Annotated in this window: 10 protein-coding genes and 1 pseudogene; 4 read left to right on the forward strand and 7 right to left on the reverse strand. The window is 64.3% G+C overall.

The features are described from left to right. Positions 1-242 precede the first annotated feature (242 nt). On the reverse strand, positions 243-2,300 hold the full coding sequence (locus ACMUOY_RS19160) for a gamma-glutamyltransferase family protein (RefSeq protein ID WP_413894338.1): 2,058 nt from the start codon (positions 2,298-2,300) through the stop codon (positions 243-245). Positions 2,301-2,541: 241 nt separating this feature from the next. Here ACMUOY_RS19160 and ACMUOY_RS19165 point away from each other — a divergent pair, with 241 nt between their 5' ends. From ACMUOY_RS19165 to ACMUOY_RS19175, 3 genes are read left to right on the forward strand one after another with little or no spacing between them, the layout of a single operon-like run. Further along, positions 2,542-3,879, forward strand: coding sequence for an acyclic terpene utilization AtuA family protein (locus ACMUOY_RS19165; protein ID WP_413894339.1), 1,338 nt, complete (start codon positions 2,542-2,544; stop codon positions 3,877-3,879). A gap of 1 nt (position 3,880) precedes the next feature. Beyond that, positions 3,881-4,228 carry a hypothetical protein gene (locus ACMUOY_RS19170; protein ID WP_413894340.1) on the forward strand — a complete coding sequence of 116 codons (348 nt, stop codon included), beginning with the start codon at positions 3,881-3,883 and terminating at the stop codon, positions 4,226-4,228. A gap of 12 nt (positions 4,229-4,240) precedes the next feature. Next, the gene (locus ACMUOY_RS19175; RefSeq protein ID WP_413894341.1) at positions 4,241-5,209 is read left to right on the forward strand and encodes a Bug family tripartite tricarboxylate transporter substrate binding protein; all 969 of its coding nucleotides are present in this window, start codon (positions 4,241-4,243) and stop codon (positions 5,207-5,209) included. 216 nt (positions 5,210-5,425) lie between these two features. Here the strand turns inward: ACMUOY_RS19175 and ACMUOY_RS19180 are convergent. From ACMUOY_RS19180 to ACMUOY_RS19205, 6 genes and pseudogenes are all read right to left on the reverse strand, one after another. Continuing rightward, positions 5,426-6,571: pseudogene (locus tag ACMUOY_RS19180) on the reverse strand (IS3 family transposase). A gap of 574 nt (positions 6,572-7,145) precedes the next feature. Beyond that, complete coding sequence (locus ACMUOY_RS19185; protein ID WP_413894342.1) at positions 7,146-7,829, reverse strand: glutaredoxin family protein; 684 nt, start codon at positions 7,827-7,829, stop codon at positions 7,146-7,148. A gap of 20 nt (positions 7,830-7,849) precedes the next feature. Next, entirely contained in the window at positions 7,850-9,904 is a 2,055-nt protein-coding gene (locus ACMUOY_RS19190) for a M3 family metallopeptidase (RefSeq protein WP_413894343.1), read from the reverse strand. Positions 9,905-9,934: 30 nt separating this feature from the next. Next, entirely contained in the window at positions 9,935-10,798 is an 864-nt protein-coding gene (folD, locus tag ACMUOY_RS19195; RefSeq protein WP_413894344.1) for a bifunctional methylenetetrahydrofolate dehydrogenase/methenyltetrahydrofolate cyclohydrolase FolD, read from the reverse strand. Positions 10,799-10,865: 67 nt separating this feature from the next. Beyond that, positions 10,866-11,492: a response regulator transcription factor gene (locus ACMUOY_RS19200; RefSeq protein ID WP_413894345.1), complete on the reverse strand. Its 627-nt coding sequence runs from the start codon at positions 11,490-11,492 to the stop codon at positions 10,866-10,868. After that, positions 11,489-14,026, reverse strand: coding sequence for a PAS domain S-box protein (locus ACMUOY_RS19205; protein WP_413894346.1), 2,538 nt, complete (start codon positions 14,024-14,026; stop codon positions 11,489-11,491). The genes ACMUOY_RS19200 and ACMUOY_RS19205 overlap by 4 nt, the downstream gene beginning before the upstream one ends. 180 nt (positions 14,027-14,206) lie before the next feature. Between ACMUOY_RS19205 and aceE the strand changes: the two genes are divergently transcribed. Further along, the coding region (gene aceE / locus ACMUOY_RS19210; RefSeq protein WP_413894347.1) for a pyruvate dehydrogenase (acetyl-transferring), homodimeric type at positions 14,207-16,069 on the forward strand (1,863 nt) is incomplete at its 3' end.

Genomic DNA, 16,069 nt, shown 5'->3' on the forward strand with positions numbered 1-16,069 from the left:
CATTCTCCAGCAATGATCCTGAAGACATAACGCGTGAGATGCAAATTGGTTGTCATGTTTTTAGAGAAGATCAATAGTTGATGGGTGGTTCAATGTGGCCCCCTAAAGCGCCAGAAACAACTATCGTGATGGTCCTTTGTCTGTTGGTCTATCAGGGTATCTCGCTTCCAAAAAAAAGCCCCGGACGCAGTCTGGGGCTTTGGAGGTGAGCCCGGAGAATCAATTTCCCCCGGACCGGCCCCTCAAGGCTTGAACGTGTCGCCCAGAACGATACCCTCACGACGCGGGTCGGCGCCGCCTTCGAGCACCGTGGCGCCACTGCGCGTGGCCTTCACGATGGTGCTGATGCCGCTGCTCTGGGAGGCCACGCTGACCGTGTGACCCAGGGTGCGCAGGCCGCTGACCAGCGGATCGCTGCCGCCCGCAAGGCCGCCCGCCGGGGTCGTGGCGTTGACGTTCGGGTGCTCACCGCCGACGTTGGTGGTGGCGCTGTTGGCCGCGCCGAAATCAATCATCGACGTGGCCTGCTGCGCGTCCATGCCCCAGTCCAGCACGCCCACCAGCGTCTTGATCACGTACTGGATGATGGTCGCGCCGCCTGGCGAGCCGGTGCCCATCAGGAAGTCACCCATCGAGCCATCGTCGGCCATCTTGAAGACCAGAGTCGGTGCCATCGAGCTGCGCGGGCGCTTGTTGGCCTGCACCCGGTTGGCGATGGGTCCGCTGCTGTCGGCGGCCAGCACCGAGAAGTCGGTCAGCTGGTTGTTGAGCAGGAAGCCGTTGGTCATGCGGTACGAGCCCATGCCGCTCTCGATGGTGGTGGTCATCACCAGCACGTTGCCGTTCTTGTCCACGATGGTCATGTGCGTGGTGCCCTTGCCCTCGGCGCTGCTGATGCCCAGCGGCGCGGTGGTGAAGGTGCCGGCCACCGCTGTTCCCATGCTGCGCGTGAAGTCGATCAGATTGGCCCGGTTGCGCAGATAGGTCTTGTCCAGCAACGCGGCGGGCGAGCCGCCGGGCAGAGGCACGAAGTCGGTGTCGGCCATGTACTTGTTGCGGTCGGCATAGGCGAGTCGTCCGGCTTCGCTGATCAGGTGCACCCCCATGACCGTGGGCTTGCCGCCGTTGGTGTCCATCGCCGTGGGTTTGTAGCCGGCCAGGTAGAAGTTCTCCAGTACGCCGAGCGCCGAGGCCACCGTCATGCCGCCCGATGAAGGTGCGCCCATGCCACAGACCCAGTAATTGCGATAGGTGGTGCAGACCGGATCGCGCTTCTTGGCCTGGTAGTTGGCCAGATCACTCATCTCGGTCAGGCCGGGCGTGATCGCGAAGCTGGGGCTGCCGCCGCTGGTCATCTTGATTTTCTTGACGATGTTCTCGGCAATCGGCCCGGTGTAGAGGGCGTTGGCGCCGCTGCTGGCTAGGGCCGTCAAGGTCGCCGCGTAGGCGGGGTTCTTGATGGTGGTGCCCAGGGTCTTGGCCGAGCCGTCGGCGTTCAGGAAGTAGGCGGCGGCTTCAGGGTCGGTGAACAGCAGGGTGCGCGACCCCGCGATCGCGTCGGCCATGCGGCCGCTGATCGGAAAGCCGTCGGTCGCGAGCTGCACGCCGGAGCCGAACAGATCCTTCCAGGCCAGGCTGCCGTAATCCTTGTGCGCGAGTTCGAGCATGCGCACCGCGCCGGGGGTGCCGACCGAGCGGCCGCTCTGCTTCAGCGGTGTGAATGCGGCGCCGGACTCGGGTGCGGTTCCTGCCGGGATCGGCAGAGGTGGCGCGGTGTTGGCCGCGCTGATGGTGCGCAGGTAGTCTTCGGTGGCGGCGGCCGGCGCCATCTCGCGACCGTCATAGGACTGGACTTTCTTGGTCTTGGCGTCGTAATGCAGCATGAACGCGCCGCCGCCCAGCCCCGAAGACTGGGGCTCCACCAGACCGAGCACGGCCTGCACGGCGACCGCGGCATCGACTGCCGAGCCGCCCTTCTTGAGGACCTCGCAGCCGGCTTTGGAGGCGTAGGGATTGGCGGTGACCACCATGTAGGTCTTGGCTGAAACCAGTTTCTTGGACCTGAAGCCGGAGGCCGGTTCGGGAGCCGCCGGATCGCCCGGAAGCCCCGAGCCCACGTCGACACTCCCGCTGTCGGTGACCTGGGCGCATGCGGTGTCCTGCGCCGCCGTCGTGATGACGTCGTCATTGTTGCTGCAAGCCTGCAGTGCCAGCAGCGCGCCGAGCACGGACAGGGCGCTGAGAGTTTTCAGCAGGGGCCGCCTTGGCGGCGTCGGGTTCACTGTTTCGCTGGATTCCATGGTTTGATTCCTTGGATGGGGTGGATCGAAGGAGCATGGTAGGTCGTTGGCGGGACTTCGTGGGCATCCGAGAGCCCGGACGAGGGTAAACACCGAAGCGGACCCGTGTCAGCGGCGACAGCATGATGAACTTCCGCCGGCGGGATCCAGGTGGAGCGCTTTCGTCAGGCCGCCGATCGACCCAAAGGACCGCGGGTTGATCCTGTGGCCGTGAGGAGGGCAGGATGAAACAATCTGACGCATGACAGTTTTTCGCATCGGATCGGGCGCGGGCTATTCGGGGGACCGCATCGACCCGGCCCGCGATCTCGCTGAACGTGGGCAGCTCGACGCCCTGGTGTTCGAGTGCCTGGCGGAGCGCACCATCTCCCTCGCCCAGCTGCGGCGCAGCGCTGATCCCGACGCCGGGTTCGACCCTCTGTTGGAGGCGCGCATGCGCGCGGTGCTGCCAGCCTGCGTCGCGCAAGGCGTCACGATCATCACCAACATGGGTGCGGCGAACCCGCTTGCGGCGGGCAAGGCGGTACTCGACGTCGCACGGGAGCTCGGGTTGTCGCGCCTGCGCGTGGCGGTGGTCACGGGCGACGATGTGCTGCCCTGGATGCTGGCGCATGATGTGCCCTTGATGGACTCTGACCAGTCGGTGCGGTCACTGGACGGGAGGCTGATCTCGGCCAACGCCTACCTCGGCGCGGATGCCTTGCTGCCCGCGCTGCAGGCCAGCGCCGATGTCGTGATCACGGGGCGGGTCGCCGATCCGGCGCTGTTCCTGGCGCCGCTCATGTTTCACTTTGGCTGGGCTTTGGACGACTGGCAGCGCTTGGGGCAGGGCATCGTCGTCGGTCATCTGCTCGAATGTGCGGCCCAGGTCAGTGGCGGCTACATTGCCGACCCGGGCTTTGTCGATGTGCCCCGGCTCGACGAGGTCGGCTTTCCGCTGGCCGAGGTGCAGGTCGACGGCCGCTGCGTGATCACCAAGCTGGCGGGCACCGGCGGGCGCGTCGATCGCCTCACCTGCACCGCCCAGCTGCTCTACGAGCTCGAAGACCCCGCCCGCTATCTGCAGCCCGACGTGGTGGCCGATTTTTCCGGCGTGCACCTGACGGAAGTAGGCCCGGACCGGGTGCAGGTCGAGGGCGCCAGCGGCCATCCCCGGCCCGACCAGCTGAAGGTGACGCTGGGCTATCGCGACGGCTTCATCGGCGAGGGGCAGATCTCCTATGCCGGCCCCGGCGCCCGCGCGCGCGGCGAACTGGCACTGTCCGTGCTGGAGCGGCGCCTGCAGCGCCTCGGGCTGCAGACGCTGGAGCATCGCGCCGAACTGATCGGTGTCAACGCCATGCACGGCCCGGGGCTGGGCACGGACCGCGAGCCCTACGAGGTTCGGGTGCGACTGGCCGCTCGCACGCCAACGCGGGTGCTGGCCGAGCAGGTGGGCCAGGAGGTCGAAGCGCTCTACCTCAATGGACCGGCCGGCGGCGGCGGCGTGACGATGTCGGTTCGCGAAGCGGTGGCAGTGGCCTCAGCGCTGATCCCGCGTGAAGCGGTCGTTTGCGAATGCGAGATACTGGAGCTGTGAGATGAAGATCCGCGATATCGCACTGGCCCGCTCGGGCGACAAGGGCAACCGGGCCACGCTGAGCCTGATTGCCTATGACCCCGCGGACTACGCGCGGCTGGAGCGCGCGCTGACCGCCGAGCGCGTTCTGGCCCATTACCAGGGCGTCGTACACGGGGCGGTCCAGTGTTTCCCGCTTCCCCATCTGGGCGCCGTGCACTTCGTGATGAACGACGCGCTGGGCGGCGGCGTGACACGCTCGCTGGCGCTGGACGCGCACGGCAAGACCTTGAGCGCTGCCATCCTGGACCTGGCGCTCGACGCGGACAAGGATTGGACAGCCTCTACACTCGACCCCCGAATACCCTAGAAGGAGATCCCCATGCGTTTTGTTTCCCGTTGCCTGGCTGTCTTTTCCGGCGCCGTGCTTTTCAGCTCGGTGGCACTGGCCCAGCCGTATCCGAACAAGTCCATCAAGGCCATCGTGCCCTTCGCCGCGGGCAGTGCCACCGACCAGATCGGCCGCGCCTTTGCGGCCAAGATGTCGGAGTCGCTGGGCCAGACCATCGTGATCGACAACAAGCCCGGCGTGAACGGCATGCTGGGCGCCGATGCGGTGGCCAAGTCGGCGCCTGATGGTTACACCATCCTGATCGGGACAAACAGCACGAATGCGGCGCTGAAGTACCTCATGAAGAAGCTGCCTTATGACCAAGACACGGCCTTCGTGCCGGTCGGTTTCCTGGGTTCGGTGCCGTTGATGATTGCGGTGAACCCTGAGGTGCCGGCCAAGACGCTGAAGGAGTTCGTCGATCTGGCGAAGGCCAAGCCCGGCCAGGTGTCCTTCGCCTACGCCAGCACCTCGCAGCAGGTGTCGTCGGAGATGCTTTCCAGCATGGCCGGCATCCAGATGAACCCGATTCCCTACAAGAGCGGCCCGGCGGCGATGACCGACCTCATCGGCGGTCAGGTGAACATGTTCTCCGCCGACTTCGGCGTCACGGTGTCCCAGCACAAGGCCGGCAAGATCCGCGGCCTGGCCGTGACGTCGACGAAGCGCTCGGCCGCGGTGCCCGAACTGCCGACGGTCAACGAAGCGCTGGGCCTGAAAGATTATGAACTGATCGCCTACTTCGCAGTGTTCGCGCCAGCCGGCACGCCGCCCGAGATCGTCACCAAGCTGAACCAGGCCATCAACGCGGCGGCGCAGAGCAAGGATATCCAGGAGAAGTTTGCCGCCACCGGCTTTGCGATCGACCCCGGCACGCCGGACGCGCTGGCCCAGCGCAACAAGGCGGAAACCGTCAAGTGGGCCAAGGCCATTCGCGACGCGAAGATCGAGCAGCAATAGGGTGCGTTGATTGACGAAGAAATCCTACTGTGTAGAACCTTGAGTCTAAAGGTTATTACTCGTCGCTCATGACTCTCAACCTTTTTCTGGGACCAAGTAAGCCTGCTCCAAGGGTGGTCCGGCACTTGAATCGCATCGATAGCAAGCCTTTTCAGAACTCCGTGCTTTCAACCAATGTGTTCATTGTGGGCTGCTGCCAGTTCCGTGGACACCGACCTAAGCTTTTTGAGCTTTCTCGAACTCTAACGGACTGACATACCCGAGCGTCGAATGGCGGCGCACTGGGTTGTAGAACCGCTCGATGTAGTCGAACACGTCCGCACGAGCCTGGGTCCTGGTGCGATACACCTTTCTGGATGTTTTCTCGGTCTTCAATGAACTGAAGAAGCTTTCCATTGCCGAGTTGTCCCAGACCTCACCGGCCCGGCTCATGCTGCAGGTGATGCCCTGTTCCCGCAGCAATGCCTGGAAGTGCTCGCTGGTGTATTGGCTGCCCTGGTCCGAGTGATGCAGCAACTGCACGGGTTTTCCTCGTTTCCACACGGCCATCATCATTGCGTCGGCCACAAGCTGCGAGGTCATGCTGTCGTGCATCGACCAACCCACGACGGCGCGAGTACAAGTCCAGCACCGCTGCCGCGTATAGCCAACCCTCGGCCGTCCAGATGTATGTGAAGTCGGCCACCCATTTCTGGTTTGGCGCATCAGCCTGGAATTGGCGATCGAGTACGTTGTCGGCGATGGCGCTGCGCACGCCTTGATCCTTGGGCAGGCTCCTGCGCCGGGGCCGGGCACGCAGGCCCTGCAGGCGCATCAGCCGCTCAATTCGGTGCAGCCCGCAGTGTTGATCCTGGGCCAGCACGTCGTGCCACACGCGGCGTGCGCCATAGGTGCGGTCGCTGCCGATGAAGCTTTGACGCACCTGGGCGCCCAGCACTTCGTCGGCCTGGCTGCGGCAACTCGGCGGCCGTACCAACCACGCGTAGAAGCCACTGCGCGAGACACCGAGCGCCTCGCACAACAGGTTCACTGGCCACGCCCCTCGGTGCTTCGCAACGAACTCGAACTTCACAGTGAGTCCTTGGCGAAGTAGGCCGCGGCTTTTTTCAAGATGTCGCGCTCCATCTTGAGTTTGGTCACCTCCTTGCGAAGGCATTCAATCTCGGCCTGTTCCGGCTTCATCACGCCCTTGCCGGGGAAGGCCTCTTGGGGATCAGCCATCGCCTCTCTGATCCACTTGCGCAGCACGTTCTCATGCACGTCCAAATCCCGAGCGGCTTGCGGCAATGTCACCCCTCGGTCCTTGACCAGCCTCACGGCCTCAAGCTTGAACTCCCGGCTGAATTGCCGTCTTGTTCCCATAACCACTCTCCGGTTTCACTTTCCACCTTAACAGGGTGTCTTTGAAACCGGCAGCAGCCCAGTCCGTCAACCACCACGAGAATGACGGACATGGAGAGGACCAGCTTCACCGAAGAACAGATCATCGGGTTCCTGCAACGGACCGAGGTCGGTCTTCCAATCAAGGAGGTGTGCGGCAATGGTGGCTTCAGAGATGCCACTTCCTAGGAATGGCGCTCCAAGTTGGTGGCATGGATGTGCCCGACGCCAGGCGGTTGGGTGAGCTTGAAGGTGAGAACGCCAAGCTCAAGGAACTGCTGGCCGAATGCGGCTTGGACATGCACGCGTTCGAGAGCGTCCTTGAGGTAAAGCGCTGGTGTAGTGTTAGATGCTTCAGGTAACCACCGTGCCGAACTGGTGGCGACCATCGATGAGTACGTCGCGCATCACAATCATCATCCTCAAGCCGTTCATCTGGACCAACCGCGCTCGCGACATCCTGCAAAAGGTCATTTGCGCCAATAGCCGCTTAAATCTAGAACAGAATGCAACACTACACTCCAAGCTACCTGCTTGACCGGCGGTGGCGGTCCTTTCAGAAGCGGATGTTGGACGGGTTGGTATTTGGCCCCGGTGTGGGTGTGGCGGCGGGACGCGGACGGGTGTTGAAGGTCTCGACCGTGGGTTCACCCGATGCGCCGCCGGTTGCCGCCGCCGCTGCGCCGGGGGCTGGCAGTGCGGGCCGCTGGGCGGCCACAAAGGGCGCTGGGGCTGCGGCGCGGTAACCCGGCGGCAGCTGGGATGTTTTCGGGTAGCCTGCAGCATCCAGGAACTGCGTCCATTCGGTGTCGGAGTAGCCCTTGATCTGCTGTGCGCCGATGGTCAAGAAAGGCAGGCTGATGTCGCCGCTCATGCGCTGCAGCGCGGCGACATCGTCGGGCGTGTTGACCGTGCGCTCGGCGAACGGGATTCCACGGGCGTTCAACAGGTTGCGCCCGCTTGCGCATGGCCCGCAATTGTCACCGGTGTAGAGCGTCACAGGATACCGGCTGGCGACCTGCTGCAATTCATAGGACAGGGCGCTGCCCGGGCTGGCTGCTCCACCCGAGCTGGCAGCCCCTTTCGCCATGGTATTGACGCTGGGTGGAGGCGGGGTATCGGAAAAGGTGACTTTGCCGTCCGGCCCCACGCTACGGTAGAGCGTCTGCGCCTGAACGGCGGGGCTGCCCAGCCCTATCAGCATGCAGCCGGTCAGCACGGCGAGGGTTTTTCGGTTCATCACTGCCTCCATTGAAAGTGTCAGGCCATGCCCTGGTGGCGCAGCAGCGCATCCAGACTCGGCTCGCGTCCGCGGAACGCCTTGAATGACTCCATGGCCGGCCGGCTGCCGCCGGCCTCCAGGATTTCCTGGCGGTATTTTCGGCCGGTTTCCGGGCTGGGCAAGCCCTCGTTACCGCTTGTTTCCTCGAAAGCCGCGTAGGCATCGGCACTCAGCACTTCGGCCCATTTGTAGCTGTAGTAGCCCGCCGCGTAGCCGCCGGCAAAGATATGGCTGAAGGTGTGTGCGGTGCGGCTGTAGGCCGGCGGCTGCAGCACCGCCACCTCGGCACGCACCAGGTCCAGCAAGGGCATGAAGTCCTGCGCCGGATCGTGCTCGGTGTGCAGCAGCATGTCTAACAGCGCGAACTCGATCTGGCGCAGCGTTTGCATGCCGCTCTGGAAGTTCTTGGCCGCGATCATCTTGTCGAACAGCGTGCGGGGCAGGGGCTCGCCGGTGTCCACATGGGCGGTCATGTGGCGCAGCACGTCCCACTCCCAGCAGAAGTTCTCCATGAACTGGCTGGGTAGCTCCACGGCGTCCCACTCGACGCCGCTGATGCCCGCGACGTCGCGTTCGTTCACCTGGGTCAGCATGTGGTGCAGGCCGTGACCGAACTCGTGGAACAGGGTGGTGACATCGTCGTGCGTCAGCAGCGGCGGCTTGCCGTCCACGCCGTCGGCAAAGTTGCACACCAGGTGCGCCACCGGGGTCTGCAGGATGCCTGTATCGGGGCGCAACCAGCGTGTGCGCACGTCGTCCATCCAGGCGCCGCCGCGCTTGCCGTTGCGCGCGGGCTGGTCAAGATAGAACTGGCCTACCAGCTGCGTGCCCTTGTGGGCACCCTCCAGGTGCGTGCGCTCGATGCGGTAGAACTGCACCGAGGGGTGCCAGACCGGCGCGGTGTCGGGCAGGATCGACACCTCGAACAGCGTCTCGATGATCTTGAACAGACCCGCCAGCACCTTGGGCGCGGTGAAGTACTGCTTGACGTCCTGTTCGCTGAACGCATAGCGCGCTTCCTTCAGCTTCTCGCTGATGTAGGGCCAGTCCCAGGGTTGCGGATCCGCCAGGCCCAGATGCTCGGCGGCGAAGGCGCGCAGGTCGGCCACGTCTTTTTCGGCATACGGCCGGGCTTTTTTCGAGAGGTCGCGCAGAAACGTGATGACCTCCTGCGGCGACTCGGCCATCTTGGGCACCACCGAGACCTCGCCGAAGTTGACAAAGCCCAGCAGCCGGGCTTCTTCCTGTCGCAGTGCCAGGATATCGCGGATCAACGCACTGTTGTCGAAACGGGCGGCATCGCCTTCAGCCTGGTCCGAGGCCCGCGTGACGTACGCGCGGTACAGCACGTGGCGCAGGGCGCTGCTGCGTGCGAACTGCATGACGGGCAGGTAGCACGGCATCTTGAGCGTGAGCTTGTAGCCTGCCTTGTCTTGCGCCGCAGCTGCGGCCAGGGCGGTCTGTTTCACGTCGTCCGGCACGCCGTCAAGTTCCGCCTCGCTGGCGATGTACTCGAAGGCGTCGGTGGCATCGAGCGCGTTCTCGCTGAATTTCTGGGCCAGTTCGGCCTGGCGCTCCTGGATCTGGGCGAATCGCTCGCGGGCGGCGCCCGTCAGTTCGGCTCCGCCGAGCACGAAGTTGCGCAGGGTGTTGCGGTGGGCCTGGCGCTGCTCGGTGTTCAAGGTGTTGGGGTCGATGGCCTTGTATTTGGCAAAGAGGCGCTCATCGGCACCCAGGCGGGTCCAGAACTCGGTGATCTTGGGCAGAACGGCATTGAAGGCCGCGCGCAGCTCGGGCGTATCGGCCACGCTGTTGAGGTGGGCCACCGCTCCCCAGGCGCGGCCCAGGCGCTCGGTGGCAACGTCCAGCACGGTGGCGATCGAGGTCCACTTCGCGGGGAAATCGGGCGCGGTGACGGTCGCGAGTGCGCTCTCCGCGCTCGCCAGCAGATCGTCCATGGCCGGTGCCACGTGCTCGGGCCGGATCTGGTCGAAACGGGGCAGGTCGGAAAAATCGAGAAGCGGATTGGTCATGGGGCTCAGGTGGCGGCGTTCAGGGCGGGTTCAAGGCCGGGGGCCTGCGGCGGCGCGCTCGGCAGCTTCCAGCGTGTTGACCAGCAGCATGGTGATGGTCATCGGCCCGACGCCACCCGGAACCGGCGTGATGTGGCTGGCCACCTCTTGCACACCGGCAAAGTCGACGTCGCCACACAGCTTGCCATCGTCATTGCGGTTCATGCCCACATCGATCACGACAGCACCGGGCTTGACCATGTCGGCCGTCAGCACGTTGCGCTTGCCCACGGCCGCCACGATCACATCGGCCTGGCGGGTGTGGTGGCCCATGTCGGCGGTGGCGCTGTGGCAGATGGTGACGGTGGCATTGGCCTGGAGCAGCAACAGGGCCATGGGCTTGCCCACGGTGTTGCTGCGCCCGATGACCACCGCGTGCTTGCCGCGCAGATCGATGCCGGTGGTCTCGATCAGCTTCATGCAGCCATAGGGCGTGCAGGGCCGAAAACCCGGCTGCCCGGTCATGAGTTCACCGGCGCTCAGGGTGGCATAGCCGTCGACGTCCTTGCTGGTGGCGATGGCCTCGATCACCTTGTGCGGATGGATGTGCTTTGGCAGTGGCATCTGCACCAGGATGCCGTGGATCGTCGGATCGGCGTTGAGCGCGGCGATGCGTTCGAGAAGCGCGTCCTCCGTCAGCGTGGCCTCGTATTTCTCGAACACCGAGCGCACGCCGGTGTCCGAGCAAGCCTTGATTTTGTTGCGCACGTAGACCGCGCTGGCCGGGTCGTCGCCGACCAGAATGACGGCCAGCCCGGGTGTGATGGCGTGGGACTGGAGCGCCTGGACGCGCGCGGCGACATCGGCGCGAAGGCGGGCCGACAGGGCCACGCCGTCAATCAGTTGGGCAGTCATGGGTATTCCTTCAAGAGTCAAAACGCCCGCGGAACCGTCACTCGCGGGCGTGCAGAGCGCGATCCGCTCAGGCTTTGGTCGCGGTTTGTCCGAGCGCAATTTTCAGGAGATCGGCCACCGTGTTGGCGTTGAGCTTTTCCATGATGTTGGCGCGATGCGCCTCCACCGTCTTGATGCTGATGCCCAGGTCGTCGGCGATCTGCTTGTTCAGGCGCCCGGCCACGATGCGCTCCAGGACTTGCGATTCGCGCCCGGTCAGCTTGGAGATCAGCGCGTCACGGCTGGCGGTCTGCTGATGGTCGGCAAAGGCGCTGCGTGCATGCCCCAGCATGCGTTCCACCAAGGTGGCCAGGGCCTCCTCGTTGAAGGGCTTCTGGATGAAGTCCATCGCGCCTTTCTTCATGGTGTTGACAGCCATGGGCACGTCACCGTGCCCGGTGATGAAGACGATGGGCAGGGGGGAACGGCGCTCAATCAGGCGGTCCTGCAACTCCAGCCCGGTCATGCCCGCCATGCGGATGTCCACAATCAGGCAGGCCACTTCGCGCGGGTCGTAACGACTGAGGAAGGATTCCGCCGAATCGAAACATCGGACCCGGTAGTCCTTGCCCTCCAGCAGCCACTGCAGCGAGTCGCGGACGGCTTCATCGTCATCGACCACATAGACAGTCCCCTTTTTTGGAATCAAGCTCATGCAGTTACCCCGGAATCCTTGAATGCATCGATTTGCGGGCTGTCGGTGACCGGAATCCAGAACGAGAAGCAGCAACCGACAACCTCCTGACCATTGTAGAGGTTCCGCGCCTGCATCCGGCCGTGGTGCGATTCCACGATGCTGCGGCACAGGTTCAGCCCGATGCCCATGCCTTCAGCCTTGGTGGAGAAGAAGGCCTCGAACAGGCGCTCCATGACCTCCGGTGCCAGCCCCTGGCCGGTGTCGGTGACCGAGAACTCCACCGCGCGCAGGCCCTCCTCGATCTTGGGCAATACCCGCAGCTCCACGTTGCGCCGCGCCGAGGGTCGCGCGGCCGTGTCGATGGACTCCGCTGCGTTCTTCATGAGGTTGACCAGCACCTGTTCGATCAGGATCGGGTCGACCCGCAGTTCGGGCAGCCGCGCGGCGATGTGGTACGTGAGGCGCACGTTGCGCCGGCGGAACTCGATCTCGGCCAGTTCCACGGCCTCTGCCACCATGCCGGGAACGTCGGAGAGTGTGCGGTTGGGCTCGCTGCGCTTCACGAAAGACCGGATGCGCTGGATGATCTGGCCCGCCCGCTGGGCCTGTCGCGACGTCTTTTCCAGTGCGCCTAGCAAGTCCTCGTCGGTGATCTTCTTGTCTTTGATGCGCGTCACCATGCCGCTGCAGTAGTTGTTGATGGCGGTGAGCGGCTGGTTCAGTTCGTGGGCCACGCTGGAGGCCATTTCGCCCATGGTGATGAGGCGGCTGGCGGAATGGGCGCGCTCGGCCTGCGCCGCGGACAGCTCTTCGGCCTCGCGGCGGGGCGTGATGTCGGTGGCGATCACCATCTGCGCCAGGCGGCCGTCGACCCAGTTCAGGTAGCGCGAGCGGACCTCCAGCCATTTGCCCAGCTGCGCGACGTAGATCTCGGCGTTTTCCGGCCGGGCCGTGGTCAGCGTGCCGGTGGGCAGTCCGGCCAGTCCATCCACATCGTCCAGGCCGTCGTCGCTGAGACGCTGCTCGGGCATGCCGGCCTGCTCGACCAGCTGCAGGTGGCCTGTGGCTTGTGTGCCAAACCACAGCCGGTACAGCTTGTTGGCGAACAGCAGTTCCTCACTGCCCAGGGGCGCCACCGACACCGAGGCATCCAGGGCCTCCAGCACGGTCGTGAAGCGCTCGTAGGATGCGGAAAGCTGTTCCCGGATGCGGTTGGGTTCGGTGATGTCGGTCATCGACGTCATCCAGCCGGACTGCTTGCCCAATGCATCGATCAGGGGCGAGACATAAAGCCTGGCATCGAACAGGGAGCCATCCTTGCGCTTGACCCGGAACTGCACGCCGGCCGGCGGGATCTTGCCGCTCAGCTCCTCCTGCAAACGCGCGTGAAGAAGGGGGTGGTCTTCCTCGGGCCAGTACGGGAAGGGCGCGGTCCGGCCGACCAGTTCGGCCTCGGACCAGCCCGTCATCTGGCAGAACGCCGGATTGACGTAGGTGATGCGTCCCTGCATGTCCAGCGCCCGCATGCCGGTCAGCATCGAGTTTTCCATGGCTCGGCGGAACGTGGTTTCGGCCACCAGGGCATTCTGGGTGTGCATGCGCCGCCGGGTGTGGCGCCAGTTGGCAATCAGCATCCAGGCCGTCATGGCGCTGAGCGCGCACACCAGCCAGAACAGGCCGCTGCCGACCACCCCGAGCGACGTGCGCCAAGCCTGGGCGCGCAGGATCAGGCCGTTGCCGACCGGCGAGACGGGCACTTCGTCTTCGTTGACGTGGGTGGCCCAGGGCAGAAATCCCATGCTGTTCTGGCGCTCGGGAATCGCCCGGCCGGCCAGTACGTTGTCGCGGCTGTCGAGCAGGGTGACGGCGTATTTGGCCGATATCTCTGTCGGCACCGCGTACCGCAGAAGGTTGTCGATCGAGTATTCACCCAGGATCACCCCGGCGAAGTGCCCTTGCTCCGTCAGGGGTGTGTGCAGTTGCAGCAGCGGCATGGTCGGCGTGCTGGCCGCTGGTTGCGAGTACACCGGCTGCAACAGGTCGCGTGCCAGTCCGAACGTCGTTTCGGTATCGCCCGGCTTGAGCTTTTCACCCGCTACCCACGGATTTCCGGCGACGAGGCTGGGCGTGACCTGGCTGGCGATGATCCGGCGACTGGCGTCGATCCAGGTGATGGCCTGCAGCTCAGGGTATTGCACCACCAGCGCCTCGGCGCGCGCCATGAATTCCTCGGGATCCATCTCCTTGTTGGAGATGTCGCGCGCCAGGCGCATGAGCTGCTCCTGACGTTCCAGAAGGCGCAGGCGCAGACGCTGCTGGGCGTATTCCAGGTCACGCTTGACCGCTTCCTGTTCCCGTTCGACCTCCTCCAGGCGGAGGTAGCCGAAAGCCGCCACGATGGCGGCCAGGAACAGAAGCACCGCCGCCAGCGGCGCCAGCATGGCAAAGCGGTCCTGGCGGTGGCTCGATTGGCTGCTCCACCACCGCTGCCACCACGCTCGCGGCGCAATCGCCTGCGGGAAGCCGTGTGGCGTTGGGGTCGGATGGCTCATGAGCCGCAGTGTAGGGGAAGCGTGCGACGACGAACGCTGAAGGGCCGGCTGAGTCATTGTTTTGCATCATTAAATTCCATATTATGAAACACACTGGCGCAATTTGAAATTTGAAAAGAATTGTGCGAAACTAGAGGTCTCGTACTAAATTCCATGACACACCCAAAAGGAGACAAGCCGATGTCAGCCGTACCCGAGAACCCCGCCGGCTCCGCCCGCGTGGACGCAGACCAGCAGGAAACCCGCGAATGGATGGACGCCCTGAGCGCGGTGATCGAGGCCGAAGGCCCCGAGCGTGCCCACTACCTGCTGGAACAACTCCTGGAGCACGCCCGCCAGAGCAGCATCGACATGCCGTTCTCGGCCAATACCGGCTATGTGAACACCATCGAGACGGACCAGGAAGAGCGTTGCCCGGGCAACATCGAGATCGAGGAGCGCCTGCGCGCCTACATGCGCTGGAACGCGATGGCCATGGTGGTCAAGGCGAACCGGCACGACCCGGAAGACGGAGGCGACCTCGGCGGCCACATCGGTTCCTTTGCCTCGCTGGCCCACATGTTCGGCGCCGGCTTCAACCACTTCTGGCACGCCGAGAGTGAAAGCCACGGGGGCGACTGCCTTTACATCCAGGGTCATGTGTCACCGGGCGTGTACGCCCGCGCCTATCTGGAAGGCCGCCTGACCGAGGAGCAGTTGCTGAATTTCCGCCAGGAAGTCGATGGCAAGGGCCTGTCCAGCTACCCGCACCCCAAGCTGATGCCCGAGTTCTGGCAGTTCCCGACGGTCTCCATGGGCTTGGGCCCGCTTATGGCGATCTACCAGGCACGCTTCCTGAAGTACCTGCACGCGCGCGGCATCGCCAACACCGAAAACCGCAAGGTCTGGGTGTTCTGCGGCGACGGCGAGATGGACGAGGTGGAAAGCCTGGGTGCCATCGGCCTGGCGGCGCGCGAGAAGCTGGACAACCTGGTCTTCGTCATCAACTGCAACCTGCAGCGTCTGGATGGCCCGGTGCGCGGCAACGGCAAGATCATCCAGGAACTCGAAGGTGAGTTCCGCGGTTCGGGCTGGAACGTGATCAAGCTGCTCTGGGGCAGCGAGTGGGATCCATTGCTGGCGCGCGACAAGGATGGCGCGCTGCGCAAGCTGATGATGGACACGCTCGACGGCGACTACCAGTCCTTCAAGGCCAACGACGGCGCCTACGTGCGCAAGCACTTCTTCGGGCGGGACCCCAAGACGCTCGAAATGGTCGCCAAGATGAGCGATGCTGACATCTGGGCGCTACGCCGCGGCGGCCACGACCCGCAGAAGGTCTACGCCGCTTACCACAAGGCGGTGAACCACAAGGGACAGCCTACCGTGCTGCTGATCAAGACCGTCAAGGGTTTTGGCATGGGCAAGAGTGGCGAGGGCAAGAACAACGTGCACCAGACCAAGAAGCTGACCGACGAGGACATCAAGATCTTCCGCGACCGCTTCAACATTCCCATTCCCGACAGCCAGCTGGCCGAGATCCCGTTCTACAAGCCGGCCGACGATACACCGGAAATGCGTTACCTGCACGAGCGCCGCAAGGCCTTGGGCGGCTACCTGCCACACCGCCGCACCAAGGCCGACGAAAGCTTTACGGTGCCCTCGCTGGAGATTTTCAAGAGCGTGATGGAGCCCACGGCCGAGGGCCGTGAGATTTCCACGACCCAGGCCTACGTGCGCTTCCTGACCCAGCTGCTGCGCGACCAGGCGCTGGGCCCGCGCGTGGTGCCCATCCTGGTGGATGAGGCCCGCACCTTCGGCATGGAAGGGCTGTTCCGCCAGATCGGCATCTACAACCCCGCAGGACAGCAGTACACCCCGGTCGACAAGGACCAGGTGATGTACTACAAGGAAGACACCAAGGGTCAGATCCTGCAGGAGGGCATCAACGAGGCCGGCGGCATGGCCAGCTGGATCGCTGCGGCCACCAGCTACAGCACCAGCAACCGCATCATGGTGCCGTTCTATGTGTACTACTCCATGTTCGGCTTCCAGCGCATCGGC

Source organism: Candidatus Skiveiella danica (assembly GCF_022705245.1).
GTDB classification, from domain to species: domain Bacteria; phylum Pseudomonadota; class Gammaproteobacteria; order Burkholderiales; family Burkholderiaceae_C; genus Skiveiella; species Skiveiella danica.